Origin of the sequence: Mesorhizobium sp. M0060 (genome assembly GCF_040323155.1) — a bacterium.
In the GTDB taxonomy this organism is placed as follows: Bacteria; Pseudomonadota; Alphaproteobacteria; order Rhizobiales; family Rhizobiaceae; genus Mesorhizobium.
On sequence record NZ_JAMYUP010000019.1, the window covers coordinates 105,183 to 126,084 of the forward strand.

Here is a 20,902-nt window from a genome sequence, read left to right on the forward strand (position 1 = left end):
CGGTCCTGTCCGTCGATAGATGCTCGGTGGATGAGCCATCTGGGCATGCGATGACTACAACGCTTGAGACAACCGCCAATCCGTTGCCGCAGGAGCTCGCTTTTCTTGGAGAGCGGCTTACGGCTTTCAACGACAGCGATGTCGGCGCCTCCGGCAGGAAGACATTGGCCGTGTTCGTGCGCGATGAGCACGGCGCTATTGTCGCCGGCATTGCGGGATACACCGCCTGGGGCTGGCTCTATGTGCAATGGCTCTGGGTCGATGAAAGACTGCGCGGCCAGCGCATGGCCGGCAGGATGCTCGAGGCGGCCGAGCAGGAGGCGATCGCGCGCGGCTGTCACGGCGCCTGGATCGACACGTTCAACCCAAGGGCGGCCAAGGCCTATGAGCGCCAGGGCTATCAGCCCTTCGGCGTGCTTCCCGATTTTCCCGTCGGCCGCAGCCGTATCTTCCTGCAGAAGAAGCTGAAGCCTGACTAGCCGGCAAGGCGTCCGCCGCACATCGGCTGTGGCACGCCGGTCGTACTGGGGAAGCTGATCGGCAAGCCCCTGAGCACGCGCACTGCCAGGAAGGCAAAGCACTCCGCCTCCACCGCATCGCCCTTCCAGCCAAGCGCCTCGGCCGGAACCGCTTCGACGCCGGCGCGGCTGGCAAGCATGGCCATGATCGTTGGATTGTGTCGACCGCCGCCGCTGACCACCAGCCGCTTCGGCCGGTGTGGCAGAAGATCGAGCGCCTTGCCGACCGCGGCCGCGGTGAAGGCCGTCAGCAGTGCTGCGCCATCCTCGGCATTCATCCCGTCCGCCATCGAGGCGCCGAAATCGAAACGGTCCAGCGATTTCGGGTAGGGTTTGGTCAAGTACGGGTGCTGCAGGAGCTTGGCCAGCCGTGCCTCGTCGACCGTCCCGGCGCGGGCCAGGGCACCGTCGCGGTCCATTTCGCCAAGACCCTTCGATTTGATGAAGTCATTCAATGGCGCGTTAGCCGGTCCGGTGTCGAAGGCGACGACATTATCCTTGCCGTCCCACCAGGTGATGTTGGCGACACCGCCGAGATTGAGCACTGCCGTGTCGCCGCTGGCATCGGCCTCGCGCAGCAGCGCGGCGTGATAGGCCGCCGACAGCGGCGCACCTTGGCCGCCGGCGCGCATGTCGGCCGAGCGGAAGTCATAGGCGACTTTAGTGTCCAGGATCGCATGCATCAGCTCGCCATCGCCGAGTTGGCGGGTCTGGCCAAGCCGGCCGGCTTGCGGGGCACGATGCAGCACGGTCTGGCCATGGAAGCCGACCACTCCGATATCGGCCATCATCAGGCCGTGGCCTTCGACCAGCTGCTTGACCGCCTGAGACTGCGCGCGCGTCAGCGCCTCTTCGGCCTCGCGGAAGATCGCCGGCTCCGGCCCGGTGAAGTTCCAGCTCCTTGCCTGGTTAAGCGTCTCTTCCAGCAAGGTCCGGATCGACTGCGGGTAGGGGGCCAGCGTGTAGGTGCCGAAATCTGCGATGCGTTTGCCGTCAGTCTTGATCAGCGCGACGTCGATGTTGCCGTCGAGAACGGTGCCGGTCATCAGGCCGACGGCCCAGATTGGTTCGCCATTTTTCGCAATCATGATTTGTCAGACCCCGTTGACGAGATCGCCGACCGATTGGCGAAGCGCTGCGATCCCGCTGTTGAAATGACGTGTCGGATGGATCCGGTTGGTGAGCAAGGTCCATGCCTTGCTTTTGTCGAAGTCTATCCACAGGCCGGTGCCGGTGAAGCCGGTATGGCCTATCGTGCCGGGACTGCACAGCCGGCCGCCGGACCAGCCTTCATAGGGCTGCTCCCAGCCATGGGTGCGGGTCGCGGACAGGGGTTGGCGCATCAGCGTTATCGAGCGCGCAGACGCCCCGGTCCCGTCCAGCAACCCTTGTGCAAAATCGAGGATCGATGCCGCCGTTCCGAACAGGCCGGCGTGACCGGCACCTTGCAGCGCCGAGCAATTGTCGTCGTGGACTTCGCCGCAGAGCACGCGATGGCGCCAGGTGCAATCTTCGGTGGCCGCCGTTTGATCCGGCTCGGCGGAGAACGCAAAGCCTGGGCCAGGATCCATATCACGGATGGTCTTCCCCGACAGGCGCTCCAGGACGAATCCAAGCAGGATGAAGTTGATGTCGGAATAGACCGGCTCCCCGGCCTGCCATTCGCGCTGCAGGACGAAAGCGCGCAGCAGCTCGGGGTCCCGCCCGTAAGTGTAGATCGGCGCGACGGCGGGAAACGGTGTCTGATGGCCGAGGCACTGGCGAAACGTCACGTTCCGCTCCCAGGCCTTTTCATCATACTGGCGAAGATCGGGTAGGGCCGAGATCAGCGGCGCGTCGAGATCGATGACGCCTTCCTCCGCCAGTGCCAGGATGCGCGGCGTCGTAAAAATGACCTTGGTCAGCGACGCCAGATCGAACCATGTCTCGACATGCATCGGATGCACCTTGGGCACGGTTTGGGCCGAGCCGATTGCCCGGACGATGCGTTGGCCGTCCCGGTCGACCATGCCGAGCACGCCGCCGGGAATGCGCGACGCAGCCACCGCCGCTTCGAGTGGGGCAAACGCGCGGTCGAAAAGATCATGGTCGATCAAGTTCGGACTCCGTCTGAAAGGCAGTGATCCTTCGTACCCCCTCCAGCCTTGCATCCCTTTGGGCAACGATCATCACGCCTCCACCCGCGCTCTATGATCCGGCCCGAACTGCCGCCATTTCGCCGGCCCCGGCTCAAATCCCAGCGGACGCACGAGCGAGGGGACCTGGCGCGTGTCCAGCCTGAAATGTTGGTGGCGCCGGTCGATGGCAGGAACGGCCGCGATAAGCTGCTTTGTGTAGGAATGCTTCGGCTCCGACAACACGGATGTGGCGTCGCCGATCTCGACGATCTGGCCGGCATAGATGACCGCGATGCGATGGGCGATCCGCTCGACGACCGCCATGTCATGCGAGATGAATAGATAGGCCAGTCCGAATTCACGCTGCAGTTCGATCAAAAGCTCCAGCACCCTGGCCTGCACCGACACATCGAGCGCCGAAACCGCTTCATCAAGAACGACGACCGAAGGATTGAGCATCAGCGCGCGGGCAATGCACAGGCGCTGGCGCTGACCGCCGGAGAATTCGTGCGGATAGCGCTGCAGGCTGTTTTCCGGCAGGCCGACGCGTTTCAGCAGCGCGGCCATTTTCGCCCGTGTTTCGGCAATCACCTGTCCGCCTGTGGCGATCACCGGCTCTGCAAGGATGCTTTCGATGGTGAGCCTGGGATTAAGTGAGCCATAGGGATTCTGGAACACCATCTGCACGGGAAGGGCGCTCTGCCCGGCGGCGGTCGCCTTGCGCGTGCTGGCCGAGATTGTGCCACGCGTCGAGCGCACCAGCCCCAGAATCGCACGGGCGGCTGTGGATTTTCCGGAACCGCTTTCGCCGACGACGGCCAATGTCTCGCCCGGCATCAGGTCGAAATCGACACCGTCCACCGCATGCACGGCACCGGTGGCACGGCTGAGAAAACCGCCCTTGACGGGAAACCGCACCACGAGGCCGTCGACCTTCAGCGCCGGCTCGGTACCCTTTTCCTGTTTGCGTCGCGCGTCCTTGCGTGTCGCGCGGCCGCTGGCGAAATGCGGCACCGCGTGCAACAGGTGCCGCGTATATGGATGCTGCGGATCGTCCAGTAGCTGGTTCAGCCCGCCTTGCTCGACAGCTTCTCCGCTTTGCATCACCATGACCTTGTCGGCGATGCCTGCAACCAGGCCGATGTCGTGGGTGATGAAGATCATCGACATCCCGGTTTCCTGCCTCAATTCGGCGAGCAGCGCCATGATCTGCGCCTGCACCGTAACATCCAGTGCCGTCGTCGGCTCGTCGGCGATGAGCAGGCGCGGATTGCAGGCGAGCGCCATGGCGATCATCACCCGCTGCAGCATGCCGCCCGACAGCTGGTTGGGCGTGTATTTCAACCGCCGCGCTGCGTCCGGAATGCGGACGCGGTCGAGCGCGTCCTTGGCCGCCCCCGTTGCTTGCCGTCCGGTCAGGCCGCGATGCAGGCGAAACGATTCCTCGATCTGCCAGCCGATGGTCAGCACCGGATTGAGCGAGGTCATCGGCTCCTGGAAGATCATGCCGATTTCGCCGCCGCGGATCTTCGTCAATTGCGGCTCGGCTGCGGCTGTCAGGTCGAAGGTGCTGCCGTCGGCCCGCCTCAGCTTGATCGACCCGCCAGTGATGCGGCCGCCGCCATAATCGACGAGGCGATTGATCGACAGCGCCGTGACCGACTTGCCCGAGCCGCTTTCGCCGACGATTGCCAACGTCTCGCCGTCGGCGAGATCGAAATTGACGCCGCGAACGACTTCATTGGCTTGCGGATTGCGTCCGAAGCCGACGCGCAGTCCGCTGACAGACAGCAGCGGGATCATGCGATCGATCTCCGCATCTTGGGATCGAGGACGTCGCGCAGGGCATCGCCGAGCAGGTTGAAGCCGAGGATGCTGATCATGATCGCCACTCCCGGGAAGATCATCAGCCAGGGAGCCGTCTCCATGAGGTTGCGGCTATCACTCAGCATCAGGCCGAGCGACGCGGCGGGCGGCTGCGTGCCGAGCCCGAGGAAGCTTAAGCCGGCTTCGGTCAGCAGTGCCCAGGCCAGCGCCAGCGTCACCTGAACCGTCAGTGGCGCCACCAGATTGAGCAGCAGATGCCGTGTCACGATATAGCTCGATCTGCTGCCGAAGGTGCGGGCGGCGTCGACGAACTCGCGCGTCTTGAGCGACAGAGCAGGGCCTCGCACCACGCGCGTGAAGATCGGTGTGTAGACGATGGCGATGGCAACGATGCTGGTCCAGGTTCCCGGTCCCGCAACCGCGACGATCAGCAGCGCAAGCAGGATCGCCGGGAACGCCAGCAGCACGTCCATGATGCGCATCACAAGCCCGTCCCAGCGGCGTCCGAACCAGGCTGCCGCCAGCCCGAACACGGTGCCGGCCACGGTCGCGAAGGCGACCGAGAAGAAGGCCACGGTGAAGGACTGACCGATCCCGGTCATCAGCCGGCTTGCGACATCGCGGCCGAACAGGTCCGTGCCCATCCAGTAGGTGCTGTCAGGCGCATGCAGCCGCTCGACCCGGTGCTGCATCAGCGGATTGTGCGGCGTCAGCCCCAGCATCCCAAGGGCCGCAAGCAGCAGATAAAGCGCAACGATCGCACCGCCGATGCGACCGCTAGGATGCGCGAAGATAGCCCGCAAGGTAGCCATCAATGCTCACTCAGCCGGATGCGCGGATCGAGCGCGACATAGGCGAGGTCGACGATGAGATTGACGATCATGAAGTTGAAGGCGATGAACAGCACGCTTCCCTGCACCAGCGCGTAATCGCGCTGCAGGATGGCGTCCAGCACCATGCGGCCGAGACCGGGCAGCGCATAGATCTGCTCGACGATCACGGCGCCACCCAAGAGGTAGCCGAATTCGATGCCGCTCAACGTCACCACCGGGATGAGCGCGTTGGGCAAGGCATGCCGCCAGATGACGCCGCGCGCCGAGACGCCCTTGCTGCGCGCCGTCCTGACGTAGTCGTCGCTCAGCACGTCGAGCATCGCCGAACGCGATATGCGGGTCACCGAAGCCGCGAAAGCAAAACCGAGCGTGACGGCGGGCAGCAACAGCTGGCCGATATTGCGCAGCGGATCCTGCCACAGCGGCGAAAACTCCCCCAACGCCGGCAAAACGCCAAAGCCGGCCGACAGCGTATAGATGATCAGCAAGGCGAGGACGAAGTTCGGCGTCGACTGGCCGATCATCGCGACCACGCGCACGCCGAGGTCGGAAAGCTTCTCATTATGCGTGGCGGCAAAGATCCCGGCGGGCATGCCGACGAGAAGAGCGATGATCATCGACAGCAGAGCGAGCTCCAGCGTCAGCGGGAAGCGCTCGAGGATAACGCCGAGCACCGGCCTGCCATAGGTAGACGAAATGCCGAGATTGCCTTGGAAGAGACCAAGCAGCCAGCGCCAGTACTGGATGAACCAGGGCTGGTCGATGCCAAAATAGGCCGCAAGCGCATCGCGCTGCTGAGGCGTCAGCAGGCCGGCTTCGGTTCCCAGCATCGCCGTGATCGAGTCGCCCGGAACCATCCGGATCGCCAGGAACACGACGATGGACACACCAAGTAGGACGAGAGGGAAGGTCGCCAGTCGCCGCATCAGATAGTTCACGCGAAGAATACCCTCTCGTCTGGCATCGAAGCCGCTATTGGATCGTCACTTTGGCGAGGCTGAACAGCGAGCCTGTCGGAACCGGTTCGAATCCCCCGATATTCTTCTGCTGGGCCGTGTAGCTGTAGGAGGTATAGAGCCAGATCCAGGGCGACATCTCGGTAATGTGCTTTTCGAAATCAGCAAAGATCGTCTTGCGCGCCGCCGGGTCAGTCTCGGTGCGGCCCTTCTGCATCAGGCTGTCCAGCGTATCGTCGATATAGTTCGCCACCTTCTGCAAATTGCCGGTCTTGGTCCAGTAGCGATTATACATGGTGTAGGGATCGGCCCTGCCGCCGTTCAGCGCGACGGCCATGTCGAAATCGCCCTTCAGCCAGGCGTCGACATAGACGTTGAGTTCCATCATCTTGATGTCAAGCTTGACGCCGATTTCGGCGAGCTGCGACTGGATGACCTGGGCTTCCGCCGCTGCCGTCGGCGGCTCGCCGGTGGCGCCGATCACGGTCGCCGAAAAGCCGTCGGCATAACCGACTTCGGCCATCAACTGCTTGGCCTTCTCAACATCGCGCTTATAGCAGAACAACTGGCTCGGATCGGTCGCCAGCGCCGGGATGGTCAGCGGACCGGTGACCTTGCCTTCGCCGAGCGAGGCGGTGTCCAGCACTTCCTGCCGGTCGATGGCGCAGGAGATCGCCTGACGCACCTTGAGCTCGGTCATCGGCTTGCGGGAGGGATTGAGTTGCAGCACGTGATAGGCAAGGACCGGCACGCGGTTCAGTTGCAGGCTGGCTTCCTTGGGCACCAGTGTGGCGACAAGCGGATCGTTGAGCAAAGCAAAGTCGATCTGCTTGGTGCGCATCGCCGCCAGGATCGCCGTCTCGTCCGGCAGCACGCTGATTTCGATGCTGTCGACGCCGGTCGCGCCGCCCGCCCAATCCTTGTTGGCGACAAGCACTTCCTTGGAATTCGGATCCCACTTTTCCAGCTTGAAGGGACCCGAGCCGATTGATGTCGTGCCGATCGAGCCGGCCGTGATTTCGCTTGCCGGGACGATCGCCGCATTGACGTCGCTCATCGCCGTCAGGATCGGCACATCCGGCTGCGAGAGGTGGAACACGACGGTGGCTGGATCGGGTGTGTCGATGCTGGCGATCGAAAGAAAGTTGGCGCGCGCGGCCGCACCGGTCTTCTCGTCGAGTATGCGCTCGAAGGATGCCTTGACATCGGCCGAGGTCACGGCGGCGCCGTTCTGGAATTTTGCTTTCGGATTGAGCTTGAAACTCAACTCCTTGCCGTCCGGCGAGAACTGCCATGAATCGGCAATCGCCGGAACGATCTGCAGATTGGCGTCGAGCCGTACCAGCGGTTCATAGATCAGCTCCAGCAACCGCAGTGAGGAGAATGCCGTCTGTTTGTGCGGATCAAGACCGGTGGCGTCCTGTGACCAGGCCATATGCAGCGTCGCTCTACTCGCCTGCACCGGTGCCGCCGCAATGCCGAGCATCGCCGCGAGCGTCATGCCGGAAAGCAGTTTCTTGCCAATGTGCCGTACCATTGTCGTCTCCCATTATTGTTAAACCTGATGCCTTGCAGTTCGCCGGACCGCTTTGAAGGGACACGCGCCCCGGGACATCGGCCCAGTGTCCATGCGGCCTTACACCGTCTTTTCGCCTATTGCCTTGCGCAGGAAGCCTCCCGCATTGCCAAGCGCCTTACGCGCTTCGTCGACGCCCATGCCGGTGATCGTCACCAGGATTGCCAGTTTTACATCGTTGCCGGTCTGGTCGAGTGCCTGTCGTGCCTGCTGCGCCGCGCAGCCGGTCGTCTGCATGACGATCCTGACCGCCCTGGCGACAAGCTTCTTGTTGCTTGGATTGAGGTCGACCATCAGGTTCTGATAACTCTTGCCGATGCGGATCATGCTGGCGGTCGACAGCATGTTAAGCACCAGCTTTTGCGCGGTTCCCGATTTCAGGCGGGTCGAGCCGGTGAGAACCTCCGGGCCGACCACCGGAGAGATGGCAATGTCGGCAATGCCGGCAATGGTCGATCGCGGATTGCAGGACAGCGCCACGGTGGTCGCTCCCACCTGCTTTGCATAGGTCAGGCCGCCGACGACATAGGGCGTGCGCCCGCTGACAGCGATGCCGACCACCACATCGTTGGCGGTCAGCTTGATGTCCTGCAGTGCCTTTACACCCTGTTTCGGATCGTCCTCAGCGCCTTCCGCAGAGCGCACCAGCGCGTCGGCGCCGCCGGCGATCAGGCCCACCACCATCTCTTCGGGCACGCCGAAGGTCGGCGGACATTCCGAGGCGTCGAGGACCCCGAGCCGGCCGCTCGTGCCGGCGCCCATATAGACAAGGCGTGCACCCTTTTGGAAAGCCGGCACGATCCGGTCTACGGCAGCAGCAATCTCCGGGATGACCTTCTCGACGGCGGCCGCAACGCCTTTGTCCTCGTCATTGATCTTGCGCAGCACCTCGACGGTCGGCAACAGGTCGATGTCGATGGTTCTCGGGTTGCGGTCCTCGGAAACCAGCCGCTCCAACTCCGACATCAACCCGTGTTCGACCACTTGCTTACTTTCAATCTGCCGTGAGTAGGAATGTGATGCCGTGCCAGGCGACGTCCAGTACCCGCGGCCAGCAACCGGCTGTCTTGTTTCTGCTTGGTTAACTTTTTAGAATTCGATATTCCCGCTGTCAACGGATTGCAGGAATAAACTATTCCTTGTCGAGCAGGGCGTTACTCGCCGCAAAGGGACTTTCTGGCCAGGATTATGGCTCCCGAAACCGCATCGCCATCGGTCGGCTTCAGGCGTCGGCGGACGTCGGGAGAGAGCCATGGCTCCAGCGGGCTGGACAGACCTCCGAGCAGCGTAACCCGCGGCGCGCCCTTTTCGAACAGCACCCGCACGAATGTGTCGATCTGCTCGGCAGCACCTTGCACGATGCGCCGTCCGGCCGGATCCCCCTGGTCGGCATGGCGGATCACCATAGGTGCCAGGGCGGCATAGTCGGTCGCGCTGGCGCGGTCCATCCAGGCCACCGCCTCGAACGGGTCGTCCTTGAAGCGCAGCATCACTTCGGCCAGCAGCGCCGTCCGCTCATGTCGGCCGTCATGGGCACGCAAGGCGAGCTGCACTGCCTTCAATCCGAGATCGGCGCCGCTGCCCTCGTCGGAAATCGGAAATCCGTAGCCGCCGACGCGCAGGTCGCGCCCTTCAACAAAGCCGAGCCCGATCGAGCCGGTTCCGGCGATGACGATGGCGCCGTCCTGGCCGGAATGCGCGCCCAGGCAAGCCGCGACGCCGTCGCTGACGAAGTCGAGGCTCGCAAAGGGATGGGCGATTGCCCGAAACGCCTTAAGCGCGCCCTTGCGGCCGATGCCGGCAAGACCGACGCCGGCGCGGATCCTAGCGATTTCCGCCGCCACGAATCCTGCCTCTTCGATCGCAGCACCAAAGGCTTTCGCAACGGAGGCCCAGGCCGCCTCTATGCCGAGCCGCGTTGTCGCCGGACCCGACAGGCCTTGCCCGAGCACGGTTCCCGCCTCGTCTTCGATGCGCGCCCGACAGCCGGTTCCGCCGCCATCGACGCCCAGGAAATAATGCGGAGACGCCGCGCCGGCACTCATCCAATTATCCGCTCGATCTGGGCGCCGCAAAGCCGGAGCTTGCGGTCCAACTGCTCGTAGCCGCGGTCAAGGTGGTAGACCCGGTTGATCGTCGTCTCGCCTTCGGACACCAGCGCCGCCAGCACGAGCGACACCGATGCGCGCAGGTCGGTGGCCATCACTTGCGCGCCTTTCAGCTTCTCGCCTCCGCGCACCAGCGCCATGGTGCCTTGCAGCTTGATATTGGCGCCGAGCCGCATCAGTTCGGGCACATGCATGAAGCGGTTCTCGAAGATCGTCTCGCGCAACAGCGAAGCGCCCTCGGCACAGCACATCAACGCCATGAACTGCGCTTGGAGATCGGTCGGAAAGCCCGGGTACGGCTCCGTCGTCACGTCGACCGCCTTGAGTGGCCCGTCTCTCGATACGATCAGCCCGCGATCGCCCGGCCAGATTTTCACACCGGTGGCTTCGAGCAATTGGACGACCGAGGCCATATGCTCCAGCCGCGCATGGGTCAGCTCAAGCTGGCCGCCGGTAATGGCCGCTGCGACGGCATAGGTGCCGGCCTCTATCCGGTCCGGGATGATGTCGTGCGTGGCGGCGCGCCAGCTTGTGCTGCCCGCGACCAGGATGCGGTGCGTGCCAGCGCCCTCGATCCGCGCGCCCATGGCGTTCAGGCAGGCGGCAAGGTCGGCCACCTCGGGCTCGCGCGCCGCATTGAGGATCTCGGTCTCGCCCTTCGCGGCGGTCGCGGCCATCATCGCCGTTTCGGTCGCGCCGACCGATGGTGAGCTCAAAACGATGCGCGCGCCTTTCAGTCCGCCCGGCGCTGACGCGACGATCAGCCCGTTTTCGATCGCAATGTCGGCGCCAAGTGCGGCAAGTGCGGCGACATGCATGTCGACCGGCCGTGCGCCGATCGCACAGCCGCCGGGCAGCGAGACCCGGGCATGGCCGAAGCGGGCAAGCAGCGGGCCGAGAACCAGCACCGTCGCGCGCATGCGCCTGACGGTATCGTAAGTTGTCTCCTTGGAAACCGCAGCACCGGTGTCGATCGTCACGGTATGGGCAGATCTGGTGACCTCGGCGCCGTGGAGGCTGACGACGCCAAGCATGTTTTCGACATCGGTCACCGCAGGCAGGTTGGTCAGTTGCAGCGGATAGGGACTGAGCAACGCCGCCGCTATTTGCGGCAGAGCGGCGTTCTTGGCGCCGGAGATCGTCACCGCACCCTCAAGCCTGTGCCCGCCGACGATCCGCAATTTATCCATGGCTCTGACCTAATCCGAGGTGTCGGCGAGTCTACGCGCTTACGGGCGGTCTTTCATGTCCGAATTCCTGGGCCCATCCGAATCGTCGGCCTGCCCGAAAGCCGTCCGAAACCGCGCCGGTCCAGATTTGATGGATCATTCTTGGCTGTCAATCAGCGACGGAATAATTTATTCCTTGGCTTGGTATCGCCGGTAACTGGCAACAGGGGAACGCATGTCCGTCCTGAAGAAGATCGAGGCCAAGCTCGAGATCATGGCGCCCGGCGATCGCGAGATTGGGCGGTACATCGTCGATAATCCCGACCAGATGCTGCGCCTCTCGACAGCGGCGCTCGCCGCCGAGATCGGCCGCAGCCAGTCAAGCGTCGTCAAGTTCAGCCAGAAGCTCGGCTATGCCAGCTATCAGGAGCTCAAGCTCGCCGTGAGCGAGGCCAAATCGCAGGAATGGCAAGTGCCGGCCGGCATGATCCATGGTTCGATCGAGGTCGGCGACAGCTATCTGGTCATCCTGCGCAAGCTGATCGGCAGCAAGCTTTTGTCGATGCAGCAGACCGTCGCGGCCAACACCGAGCAGGAAATCGGCAAGGCCCTCGAAGCGTTGAACGCTGCGCGTCGCATTCATTTGGCCGGCGTCGGCGCATCCTCGCTGGTGGCGCGCGATTTCTCATACAAGCTGATGAAGCTCGGCCGCAACGTGCTGCACGACAGCGACAGCCATGTGCAAATGGCCAATGTCTCGACGCTTGGGCGAGGTGACGTGCTGTTCGCGCTCTCCTATTCCGGGGCCAGCATCGAAACCCTGCGGATAGGCGAACTTGCCCGCAAACGTGGCGCGACCGTGATCGCGGTCACTGGACTTCGCGACAATCCGCTGAGCCGGATTGCCGACATTCGCCTCCACACGATCGCCGATGAAGAGCGTGCGCGCTCCTCGTCGATAACCGCGCGCGATGCGCAACTGACGCTGACCGATCTGCTGTTCATCCTGCTCGTGCAGAAGCAGCCTGACGCCAACGAATACGTCCACAACAGCGAACTGGCCGTCTCGGTGCTGAAGGCTTAGCAGTCTTCGGACCTGGCGTTAAGGCCTCTGTGCCTCCCTGGTGCTGCACGCCGACAAGAGCAAGTTTCGTCCTCCGAAGTAGCTTTCTTCAATGCGCGCTCTCCGGCTGGCAGAGAGCCGCGGGAGCGCCGATTGGTCAAACGCCGCCGTGACAAACCAATGTTGACAAGATCATCTGTTGTTTCCTACATCGAGTTCAGCCTCGAATTTGGCGGGCCAGGTGAGACGATGGACGACCTTGGAGCACAGGAACAAGCGGTTCTCGACCTCATTGCGGCGAATCCGTTCGCCGGCCAGCAGGATATTGCAACCGCGCTCGGCATTGCCCGCTCGACGGTCGCCGCCCACATCGTGCAACTCATCAACAAGGGCTACATTCTCGGCCGCGGCTATCTCTTGCCGGCGTCCAAACGTATGGTCTGCATCGGTGGCGCGGTGCTCGACCGCAAATACCACGCCAGGAAGGATCTGATCTTCGAGACATCGAACCCGGTCGACGGCTATCGCAGCTTCGGCGGGGTTGCCCGCAACGTCACCGAAAACCTTGCCCGCCTCGGCGTCGACATAAGCTTCGTCTCGATCGTCGGCGAGGATGAAACCGGCCGCTCGCTGGTGCGGCATTTGCGTGACCTCGGCGCCGATGTCAGCCAGGTCATCACCACTAGGGAGCGGCCGACGGCCGAATACGCGGCCATCCTCGACCGCAACAACGATCTCGTGCTCGGCATCGCCGACATGGAGATCTTCGATCTGTTTTCGCCGTCCTATCTCGACCGTTTTTGGCCGCATCTGGCTTCGGCGACATGGGTGTTCATCGACTGCAACCTGCCGGCCGCAACCATCGCAGCGCTGATCTCGCGCAAGCAGGGCGCGCGCTTCAAGCTCGCCGTCGATACGGTATCGTCGCCGAAATCGGCCCGCCTGCCGAAGGACCTGACCGGCATCGACCTTTTGTTCGCCAACCACGACGAGGCCAATACAATACTCGGCATCGCCGATGCTGACAAGCGGCTGACGCCGAAGGAAGCCGCTGCGGCGCTGCGCGCCGCCGGCGCCGGCGAGGTGATCGTGACCATGGGCGCACATGGATTTGCCATCGCGACCGAGAGCGGCGTGACGACGATGCGCTCCGTCCCGGCGCAGGCCGTCGACATCACCGGTGCCGGTGACGCGATGATCGCCGGCACCCTGTACAAGGTTCTTTCGGGTGATCCCGTAGCTCATGCCGTGCGCACCGGCGCGCTGCTCGCCACGCTGACCACCGAGAGCGAATCCAGCGTCCACCCCGATCTGTCGCCGCGCTTGCTCACCGCCGGCATGCACCGTATCCCCGCCTGAAAGCGAGACGACCCCGAAAGCGAGACGACCATGAAACCTTCCCTTGTCCACCTGAACGATGAAGTCGCTGCTGCGCTTGATGAAGGCCGCGCGGTGGTGGCGCTGGAATCCACGATCATCACCCACGGCATGCCCTATCCGGCCAATCTGGAGACCGCCCGCAGCGTCGAAACCGTGGTGCGCGAGAACGGCGCCGTGCCTGCCACGATCGCGGTGGTCGCCGGCAAGATCAAGGTCGGACTTGACGACAGTGAACTGGAGCAGTTGGCAGCGGCAAAGGACGTGGTCAAGGCTTCCGGGCGCGATCTCGCCGCCATCATGGTGCGTGGCGGCTCGGCTGGAACCACCGTCTCGGCGACGATGCGGATCGCCGCTTTGGCCGGCGTCGGCATTTTTGCGACCGGCGGCGTCGGCGGCGTGCATCGCGGCGCCGAAGCCACTTTCGACATCTCCGCCGACCTGACCGAACTCGGCCAGACCGGCACCACCGTCGTTTGCGCCGGCGTGAAGTCGATCCTCGATATTGCGAAAACGCTGGAATATCTGGAAACCCAGCGCGTACCGGTGATCGCCTATCGGAGCGACGATTTCCCGGCCTTCTATACGCGATCGAGTGGGCTGAAGTCCGACCATCGTCTCGATACCCCGGACGAGATCGCGCGGGCCATGCTGCTGCACGAGCAGATCGATTCGGGCACCGGCATCCTCGTCGCCAATCCGATACCCGAGGCAGATGCGCTCGATCCGGCCTTCATCGACGGCACGATCGCGGTGGCGGTGGCCGAGGCCGAGAAACGCGGCATCGGTCGCAAGGAACTGACACCGTTCCTGCTCGCCCGCATCAACGAGCTTTCGCAAGGCCGCAGCCTGAAGGCCAACATCGCGCTGGTCCGCAACAACGCCGCGCTTGCCGCCCGCATCGCGGTGGCGCATGCGGAATTGAAGCGCGCGGCCAGATAGGGTCAGCACCCGGCCAGCGCTACCGGCCTTCGATTTCAGCCCGGCGTGAGGTCGAAGATGCGCCCGGCATTAAGGATGTTGTTCGGGTCGAAGGCTGTTTTCAAGCGCCGCATGGCCGTGATCTCGGCATCGCTGCGCACCAGACGCAGCCATTCCTTCTTGTCGAGGCCGATGCCATGTTCGGCCGAGACGCCGCCGCCAGCGGCGGCCACGCGCCGATAGACGATGTCGTATGCGGCCGCCGGATCCACGGTGCGGACCTGGTAATGCAGATTGCCATCACCGAGATGGCCGAAGACGTAGATGTCGGCGCTGGGGTCGACGGCCTTGGTGGCGGCTTCTGTTTCGCGCAGGAAAGTCGCCATTCTCGCCAGCGGGATGCTGATATCGACGCCGATCAGGCCTGTTATCGAAAACAGGAAACGGTTGGCCTCTTCCCGCACCGCCCAGAGCGCCCGGAATTCGCGCGGCGACTGGGAGACCACCACATCGTCGATCACGCCGTCCTCGACCGCCTGCATCAGCACCGCGGCAAAGCGTTCGCCGTCGCGGTCGGGCTCGCTGCCCTGTATCTCGGCGAGCACATAGACGGGCGAGCCGGCGGGCAGCGGCGCCGGCGCCTCCATGCCGGCAATCATGGCGCCATAAAGCGGTGCGAAATTCACCTCATAAGCCGAGAGCAACGGTCCGAGCTTCTGCCTCAGCAGCGCAAGCAGCGTGATGGCCGCGTCGAGCGAAGCAAGCGCGCAGAAGGCGTTGATCTCGGTGGCCGGCTTCGGGTGCAGCCGCAGGCAAGCGCGCGTGACGACGCCGAGCGTGCCTTCGCTGCCGATGAACAATTGGCTGAGATCATAGCCGGAATTGTCCTTCGCCAAACCCTTGAGTGACGTCAGGATGCTGCCGTCAGCAAGCACCGCTTCCAGGCCGAGCACCTGCGCCCGGTACATGCCGTAGCGCAGCACGCGGATGCCACCGGCATTGGTGGCGACATTGCCGCCGACGGTCGCCGTGCCGCGCGCTCCGATGTCGACGCCGAACAACAAGCCGGCCGCATCGGCCGCTTCCTGCACCATTTGCAGAGGCGCGCCGGCCTCGGCGATGATGGTCACCGCCCCGCGGTCGGGAGCCTCGATCGCCGTCATGCGCTCCAGCGACAGCACCGCTTCGCCCTGCTGGATGCGAGCCGCGCCGGCGAGCCCCGTCCGGCCACCCTGGATGACAAGCCTCTGCCCGGCCTCATTGCACAGGCGCAGTATGTCCGACACCTCGCCGGCGGTGCGCGGTCGCAGCACGACCTCCGGCCGCGCACCGGTTTTGCCGTCGGGGTCTTCCCTGTAACGCGGCCCGGCCTCATCGGCCGCGACGATCGCCGACCGATCCAGCCGCCTTTCCAGCCGCGACAGGAACTCGCCGAGCCGTGGGGGCCAAGCGCTCACGGATGCGATCGGCGCGCAGACATCGATGCCGCGCGAACGGTGACGGGCGAGGATTGTGAGCGCGTCCTGAGATGATTTTCGCTGCAAAGAAAGCGTGCGGAAAACCCGCCAAAACCGCAGCCGGTTGCTATTGTCATGCGCCGCTCCTGTAGTACGCCGACGATAGGCACGGGCTGCTGTTTGTCAAACCTATATGGCACTTGGTGCCGGGTGGCTCGGCGCCTCTGCGCCGGCACGAACCAGCTTGATGTCGGCGCCCGCCGCCCATGCTCCGATATCTTCGCGGCGCAATGCCGCCGCCATCATATCCGGGAACAGATCTGGCGTGCAGGCGAAGACCGGAATGCCAAGTGCTGCAACCGAACCTGCCATCGTCGGATCATAGCCGGGCCGGCCCTGATCGGTCAGCGCAAGAAGCACGATTGTATTGACGCCGGATCGAACCAGCCCCGCCATGCGCCTCAGCAACTCCTGGCCATTGCCGCCTTCGTAGAGGTCGGTGATCAGCACCAGATGCGACTCGGTTGGCCGTTCGATACGGTCGGCGCAATAGGCGACCGCCTGATTGATGTCGGTGCCGCCGCCAAGTTGCACGCCGAACAGCACCTCGACCGGATCGCTGAGCTCTTCGGTCAGGTCGACAATGGCCGTATCGAAGCAGACAAGCTTGGTGCGCACAACCGGCAGCGAGGCCATCACCGCCGCGAAGATCGAGCGTAGATCACCGAGCTTGCCATCGAGCCGGACTGGTCGACACAGAGAATGACTTCATCCAGATCGACAAGCCGCCGCTGCTTGCGCATGTAGCCGACCAGCTTCTCCGGCACGATGGTCTTATGCTCGGGTTGAGAGTGGCGAAGGTTCGCCGAGATAGTGCGCTGCCAGTCGATGTCCCGCGCACGCGGGCGGTTGGTGCGTCTCGACCGGTCGAGTGCGCCGCGTATCGCCTCGGCGGTTTTCTGCTCGAGTCGCTGCATCAGCTTGGCGACGATGTCGGCAATGATGGTGCGGGCGATGTCCTTGGTCTTGGCCGGCATGACCGAACGCAGCGAAATCAGGTCGGCGACGAGATTGACGTCCGCTTCGATGGCCTTGAGGAATTCCGGCTCCATCAGCATCTGCTTCAAGTCCAGCCGTTCGAAGGCGTCCTTCTGGACGATCTGGACGACCTGCGCCGGAAAAAAGGAGCGAATGTCGCCCATCCATTGCGCAACGCGCGGCGCCGACCGGCCAAGTCCGCCGCGCCGCTTGCGCGGATCGCTGGCCGCGGCGTTGGTGCCGTCGCCATAGAGTGCGTCGAGCGCCGCCGAAAGTCGTTTGTCGTCGCTGGAAAGCGCCGCCGAGGCCTCGTCGGCGCCGATCGCCAGGCGCCATCGGCGCTCTCTTCCGGCATCGGCAGTGAGTGGGCCGGGCTCGTTCATTTCGGCCTGGTCATCCATTGCAGTTTTCTCCCATGAGCAAGGGTCCAAGCAGCCCTAGGTGACGGCGCCAGGCCTCGCCGCCATCCGGCGTCGGTGTCAGGCCAGCCGGCAAGCGCGCGGCGCGGCCGAGAACGGCCTCGACCAACCGACGGCGCTCCATGCTGTCCAGATTGGAAAAGACGCGGCGCAACAGCGGCAGATGCGCGATGAAGGTGTCTTCGTCGAGGGATTTGAGCCAGCCATCGACGGCGCCGCGCAGCCCCTCGTCATAGATCAGCCGTTGACCGGCAGTGCTGAAGAAGCCTTCGAAGAAAGCTGCCGCCTCGGTGATGGGCGTCCCCGGCGACAGGCGTCGGCCGAGCAGTGTCGCTGCTGCTTCGGCCGACAGACAGCCTGCTTCGTAGAGAAGGTGTGCGGCGCATCCCGCCAGCAGTGCCGTCGACCGTACCCCCTCCAGCACGGCGACAAGCCCGTTGCGCCATTCGCTTATGACGTCATCGCCGGCCTCGACCAGCCTGATTGCTTCATCGGCCTTGCGCATCGCGCCGACCAGCGTCGTGGCGGCCTGCTCATCCAGATCGCGTGCTGCATAGGGAAGCGCGATCGCGGCTTCGATGATCAGCCGCTCCATAAGGCCGGACAGCCGGTCCGTCTCCGTTTTGCGGGCCTCGCCATAGCGGATGATGTCGGCGAGCGGCGGCACCGACGCCAGCATCTCCAGGCATTCGCTGCTGCGCGCCGCGCGCGCCTCAAGTGCGGCGAGGCCGGCCGTCGACGCCTCCGACAGGCTTGCCGTGATCGCGCTCTGGACTAACGTTGCAAGCGTGTCGAGGGTCGTCGCAGCATTGATCATCTGGATCAGGCGCCCATTGGCGGCTTTTTCGATGGTCGGACCGTAGATCAGGTTCTCGACCAGGCGAACGGCATATTCAGGCTCCCAGGCCAGGATCCATCGCTCGCGGAAGGTACCACGGCTGCGACCGGCATCCGTCAATCTGCCCCATTGCACACCAAGCACGTTTAGCCGATGCAGCAATGTCGAGCGAAACAGCCCGCTTTCGCTTCGCAGGTCGACGGATAGTTCCCGCTCCAGCGCCTCAGGTTTTAGCCGCGCAACCTTCTGGTTGCGCTGGAGATCTTCGATCAATGGCGCCAGCGGTGTGTCGGGTGGAATTTCGCCGACGTCCGCGCCCAAAAGCAGCTCGGCCTCAACAAGTCCCCACAGCAGCGCCTCGCCGTTGAAGAGGGCGGCGATCGCCGCGTCGCGCAATTCCTCAAATCCGGGTTTCGGCCGCTCGCGAATGGCGGCAAGCGTGCGGGCGAGCCGCTCCGCTTCAATCAGCGAGGCAGTCGAGACCAGGTGGCCCTTCACCCGCAGCACGGCCGCGATCATTGCAAGCCACCGGGTCGCCGCATCTGGTCGGCCGCGCGTGCGCCAGAGATGCTTGCACCAGCCGGGTGCGACGACGCCGGCGCCATAGCCGTAGCCCAGCGCCAGACGCGGCCCCGTCCATGGCGCCCACGTCATCGTGCTCTTGCGGCGGGCAACTCCCTTGAGCAGGGCCTGATCGTCTATCTGCAGGTGTGTCGCTCGCAGCGCCGGCACATGCCAGGCGCCGCAGACGACGGCGATCGGTCCGTCGAATTCCTTTCGCGCCCTGGCGATTTCGAGCCGCATATGCGCTTCGCGCTTGGCTTCGAACTGCACGATCGGTCCTTCGCCGTCCCGCAGCATCGCCATTGCGTCGGAGATCGCGGCGAAAATCGGTCCGGGTTCCGGATTCTGTTCGATAACGTCGGACCACCAGCTCTCGCCATCCTCATAACCGGCGGCGTGCGCCAGCATGGCTATCGGATCACGCACAAGCGGAGCCGCATCGTCATTCTCGGGGGCTTGGTTTGCTTCGGCCGCATCGACGTCCTCCGCGCCATCAACTGCCGCAGTGGTGAAACGTGCCGACGACGGCAGGTCGATGAACTGCAGCGCCGCCTGGTTGCCCACGGCCCAGAGGGCCGCTTGGTATTCGGGCGAGAACTCGGCAAAGGGCCAGAAGCTCGTCGAAGCGGGATCCTCCTCCGGATAGCAAAGAAGGGCCACCGGCGGCTGCATTTCCGGCCGGGCCAGCATGGGCAGCAGCGGGGAGGCGTCGATCGGCCCTTCGATCAGCACGGCGACCGGCTTCAGATCCTGCAGTGCCTGCACTAGGCTGTCGGCGGAACCCGGCCCGTGATGGCGTATACCGAAATAGGCGATGTCCCCGTGCCTCATGGTATCAGATCGCTCCGTTCAAGGCCGCGTAGTAGCCCGCGTAGTCGGGCCGCTTCTTGAGCACCGTTTCCAGGTATTCCTCCAGCACCACCTTGTCCTGCACCGGATCCTTCACGATCGCGCCGACAAGGCTGGCGGCGAGACCTTCGGCGCCGAGCTTACCACTGTCGAACCACGCCGCCTGGCTGAGCCCGCCAACCATCGTGGCGATCGCTTCCGCGGTCGACAGCGAGCCGGAAGGCGTCTTCAGCGTCACCTTGCCGTCGGCAGTCGCGCCGGAGCGCAATTCGCGGAAGATGGTCAGCACACGTGCGATCTCCTCGCCGACATTTTTCGGCACCGGCAGGTCGAGTCCGCCAGCCATCTCGTCGACCCGTTTGGAGACGATCGCTACCTCTTCGGCCATGTCTTCCGGCAATGGCAGCACCACGACATTGAAGCGACGTTTGAGCGCCGCGGAGAGCTCGTTGACACCTTTGTCCCGATTGTTCGCCGTGGCGATAATGTTGAAGCCGCGCTGCGCGTAGATCGAAGTGTTCAATTCCGGGATCGGCATCATCTTTTCGGAAAGCACGGTGATCAGCGTGTCCTGGACGTCAGAACCCATGCGCGTCAGTTCCTCGAGCCGGCAGAGCTTGCCATTCTGCATGGCTCGGTAGAGCGGCGTCGGCACCAACCCTTCCTGGCTCGGACCCTTTGCCAGAAGCTGCGCATAGTTCCAGCCATAGCGGATCTGGTTCTCGTCGGTGCCGGCCGTGCACTGCACGATCAGCGTCGAGTCGCCCATGATGGCGGCGGCGAGATGTTCCGACATCCAGGATTTGGCCGTTCCGGGAACGCCGAGCAGCAGCAGCGCGCGGTCGGTGGCGAGCGTCGCCACTGCGGTTTCCATCAACCGGCGGCGCCCGACATATTTCGGCGTTATCAAGGTGCCGTCACCGGCCTTTCCGCCGAGCAGGTAGGTCAGCACAGCTTTTGGCGAGAGGGTCCAGCCCGCAGGCTTTTGCCGGTCGTCGCCGCGCGCCAGCGCCTGCAATTCAGAGGCATAAGCCTGCTCGACCGGGAGACGGATGGCAGCATTCATGTGTACTTCTCCGGATTGATCATGTGTCGGTCCTAGACGGATGTTCGGCCAGCGCTGCATTGAGACGCAGGAGACCGAGCGATGCGGCCGCGGCCCGCCAACCGGCAGCCACGCCCAAGTGCCAAAAAAATTCCGCCCCGGCCGCCCGGGGAAACAAACCCGTAGGCACCACGCATTCGAATATAAACAAAAAACAACCCCACAGC

The 20,902-nt window shown here is 64.0% G+C and carries 16 protein-coding genes and 1 pseudogene; 4 read left to right on the plus strand and 13 right to left on the minus strand.

All coding sequences use genetic code 11. From position 1 onward, the window contains the following. Nucleotides 1-50 precede the first annotated feature (50 nt). Nucleotides 51-479: a GNAT family N-acetyltransferase gene (locus tag NKJ94_RS19750; protein ID WP_352527184.1), complete on the plus strand. Its 429-nt coding sequence runs from the start codon at nucleotides 51-53 to the stop codon at nucleotides 477-479. On the opposite strand, the gene NKJ94_RS19755 is transcribed toward NKJ94_RS19750, so the two are convergent. From NKJ94_RS19755 to murA, 9 genes are all read right to left on the minus strand, one after another. Then, nucleotides 476-1,606: an anhydro-N-acetylmuramic acid kinase gene (locus NKJ94_RS19755; protein WP_352527185.1), complete on the minus strand. Its 1,131-nt coding sequence runs from the start codon at nucleotides 1,604-1,606 to the stop codon at nucleotides 476-478. The genes NKJ94_RS19750 and NKJ94_RS19755 overlap by 4 nt on opposite strands. A gap of 6 nt (nucleotides 1,607-1,612) precedes the next feature. Further along, nucleotides 1,613-2,614: a serine hydrolase domain-containing protein gene (locus tag NKJ94_RS19760; protein WP_352527186.1), complete on the minus strand. Its 1,002-nt coding sequence runs from the start codon at nucleotides 2,612-2,614 to the stop codon at nucleotides 1,613-1,615. Between the two features lie 72 nt (nucleotides 2,615-2,686). After that, entirely contained in the window at nucleotides 2,687-4,438 is a 1,752-nt protein-coding gene (locus tag NKJ94_RS19765; protein WP_352527187.1) for an ABC transporter ATP-binding protein, read from the minus strand. Beyond that, on the minus strand, nucleotides 4,435-5,274 hold the full coding sequence (locus NKJ94_RS19770; protein WP_352527188.1) for an ABC transporter permease: 840 nt from the start codon (nucleotides 5,272-5,274) through the stop codon (nucleotides 4,435-4,437). Before NKJ94_RS19770 ends, NKJ94_RS19765 begins: the two co-directional genes overlap by 4 nt. After that, a complete protein-coding gene (locus NKJ94_RS19775) occupies nucleotides 5,274-6,233 on the minus strand; it encodes an ABC transporter permease (RefSeq protein ID WP_352527189.1) in 960 nt (319 codons plus the stop codon). The genes NKJ94_RS19770 and NKJ94_RS19775 overlap by 1 nt, the downstream gene beginning before the upstream one ends. 34 nt (nucleotides 6,234-6,267) lie before the next feature. Further along, nucleotides 6,268-7,788 carry an ABC transporter substrate-binding protein gene (locus NKJ94_RS19780; RefSeq protein WP_352527190.1) on the minus strand — a complete coding sequence of 507 codons (1,521 nt, stop codon included), beginning with the start codon at nucleotides 7,786-7,788 and terminating at the stop codon, nucleotides 6,268-6,270. 99 nt (nucleotides 7,789-7,887) lie between these two features. Continuing rightward, entirely contained in the window at nucleotides 7,888-8,793 is a 906-nt protein-coding gene (gene murQ, locus NKJ94_RS19785) for an N-acetylmuramic acid 6-phosphate etherase (RefSeq protein WP_502896057.1), read from the minus strand. A gap of 188 nt (nucleotides 8,794-8,981) precedes the next feature. Next, on the minus strand, nucleotides 8,982-9,872 hold the full coding sequence (locus NKJ94_RS19790) for a glucosamine kinase nucleotide-binding domain-containing protein (RefSeq protein WP_352527192.1): 891 nt from the start codon (nucleotides 9,870-9,872) through the stop codon (nucleotides 8,982-8,984). Then, on the minus strand, nucleotides 9,869-11,125 hold the full coding sequence (gene murA, locus NKJ94_RS19795) for a UDP-N-acetylglucosamine 1-carboxyvinyltransferase (protein WP_352527193.1): 1,257 nt from the start codon (nucleotides 11,123-11,125) through the stop codon (nucleotides 9,869-9,871). Before murA ends, NKJ94_RS19790 begins: the two co-directional genes overlap by 4 nt. A 214-nt stretch (nucleotides 11,126-11,339) precedes the next feature. Between murA and NKJ94_RS19800 the strand changes: the two genes are divergently transcribed. From NKJ94_RS19800 to NKJ94_RS19810, 3 genes are all read left to right on the plus strand, one after another. Further along, a complete protein-coding gene (locus NKJ94_RS19800; RefSeq protein ID WP_352527194.1) occupies nucleotides 11,340-12,188 on the plus strand; it encodes a MurR/RpiR family transcriptional regulator in 849 nt (282 codons plus the stop codon). 228 nt (nucleotides 12,189-12,416) lie between these two features. Beyond that, entirely contained in the window at nucleotides 12,417-13,526 is a 1,110-nt protein-coding gene (locus NKJ94_RS19805) for a carbohydrate kinase (protein WP_352527195.1), read from the plus strand. Nucleotides 13,527-13,556: 30 nt separating this feature from the next. Next, nucleotides 13,557-14,486 carry a pseudouridine-5'-phosphate glycosidase gene (locus tag NKJ94_RS19810; protein WP_352527196.1) on the plus strand — a complete coding sequence of 310 codons (930 nt, stop codon included), beginning with the start codon at nucleotides 13,557-13,559 and terminating at the stop codon, nucleotides 14,484-14,486. 35 nt (nucleotides 14,487-14,521) lie between these two features. On the opposite strand, the gene NKJ94_RS19815 is transcribed toward NKJ94_RS19810, so the two are convergent. From NKJ94_RS19815 to NKJ94_RS19830, 4 genes and pseudogenes are all read right to left on the minus strand, one after another. After that, on the minus strand, nucleotides 14,522-15,922 hold the full coding sequence (locus NKJ94_RS19815; protein WP_502896058.1) for an FAD-binding oxidoreductase: 1,401 nt from the start codon (nucleotides 15,920-15,922) through the stop codon (nucleotides 14,522-14,524). A 189-nt stretch (nucleotides 15,923-16,111) separates the two neighbouring features. After that, a pseudogene (locus tag NKJ94_RS19820) lies at nucleotides 16,112-17,361 on the minus strand (VWA domain-containing protein). Then, nucleotides 17,354-19,612, minus strand: a complete 2,259-nt coding sequence (locus tag NKJ94_RS19825) for a DUF5682 family protein (RefSeq protein ID WP_352527197.1) — start codon at nucleotides 19,610-19,612, stop codon at nucleotides 17,354-17,356. Before NKJ94_RS19825 ends, NKJ94_RS19820 begins: the two are co-directional and overlap by 8 nt. A 4-nt stretch (nucleotides 19,613-19,616) precedes the next feature. Beyond that, nucleotides 19,617-20,696, minus strand: a complete 1,080-nt coding sequence (locus NKJ94_RS19830) for an ATP-binding protein (protein WP_352527198.1) — start codon at nucleotides 20,694-20,696, stop codon at nucleotides 19,617-19,619. Between the last annotated feature and the right edge of the window lie 206 nt (nucleotides 20,697-20,902).

Excerpts from the sequence above, each read along its gene's own strand:
- NKJ94_RS19825 (WP_352527197.1), bottom strand. The coding sequence starts at position 19,612 with ATGAGGCACGGGGACATCGCCTATTTCGGTATACGCCATCACGGGCCG.
- NKJ94_RS19800 (WP_352527194.1), top strand. The coding sequence starts at position 11,340 with ATGTCCGTCCTGAAGAAGATCGAGGCCAAGCTCGAGATCATGGCGCCC.
- NKJ94_RS19755 (WP_352527185.1), bottom strand. The coding sequence starts at position 1,606 with ATGATTGCGAAAAATGGCGAACCAATCTGGGCCGTCGGCCTGATGACC.
- murA (WP_352527193.1), bottom strand. The coding sequence starts at position 11,125 with ATGGATAAATTGCGGATCGTCGGCGGGCACAGGCTTGAGGGTGCGGTG.
- NKJ94_RS19750 (WP_352527184.1), top strand. The coding sequence starts at position 51 with ATGACTACAACGCTTGAGACAACCGCCAATCCGTTGCCGCAGGAGCTC.
- NKJ94_RS19780 (WP_352527190.1), bottom strand. The coding sequence starts at position 7,788 with ATGGTACGGCACATTGGCAAGAAACTGCTTTCCGGCATGACGCTCGCG.
- NKJ94_RS19770 (WP_352527188.1), bottom strand. The coding sequence starts at position 5,274 with ATGGCTACCTTGCGGGCTATCTTCGCGCATCCTAGCGGTCGCATCGGC.
- NKJ94_RS19810 (WP_352527196.1), top strand. The coding sequence starts at position 13,557 with ATGAAACCTTCCCTTGTCCACCTGAACGATGAAGTCGCTGCTGCGCTT.
- NKJ94_RS19830 (WP_352527198.1), bottom strand. The coding sequence starts at position 20,696 with ATGAATGCTGCCATCCGTCTCCCGGTCGAGCAGGCTTATGCCTCTGAA.
- NKJ94_RS19765 (WP_352527187.1), bottom strand. The coding sequence starts at position 4,438 with ATGATCCCGCTGCTGTCTGTCAGCGGACTGCGCGTCGGCTTCGGACGC.
- NKJ94_RS19805 (WP_352527195.1), top strand. The coding sequence starts at position 12,417 with ATGGACGACCTTGGAGCACAGGAACAAGCGGTTCTCGACCTCATTGCG.
- murQ (WP_502896057.1), bottom strand. The coding sequence starts at position 8,793 with ATGTCGGAGTTGGAGCGGCTGGTTTCCGAGGACCGCAACCCGAGAACC.
- NKJ94_RS19790 (WP_352527192.1), bottom strand. The coding sequence starts at position 9,872 with ATGAGTGCCGGCGCGGCGTCTCCGCATTATTTCCTGGGCGTCGATGGC.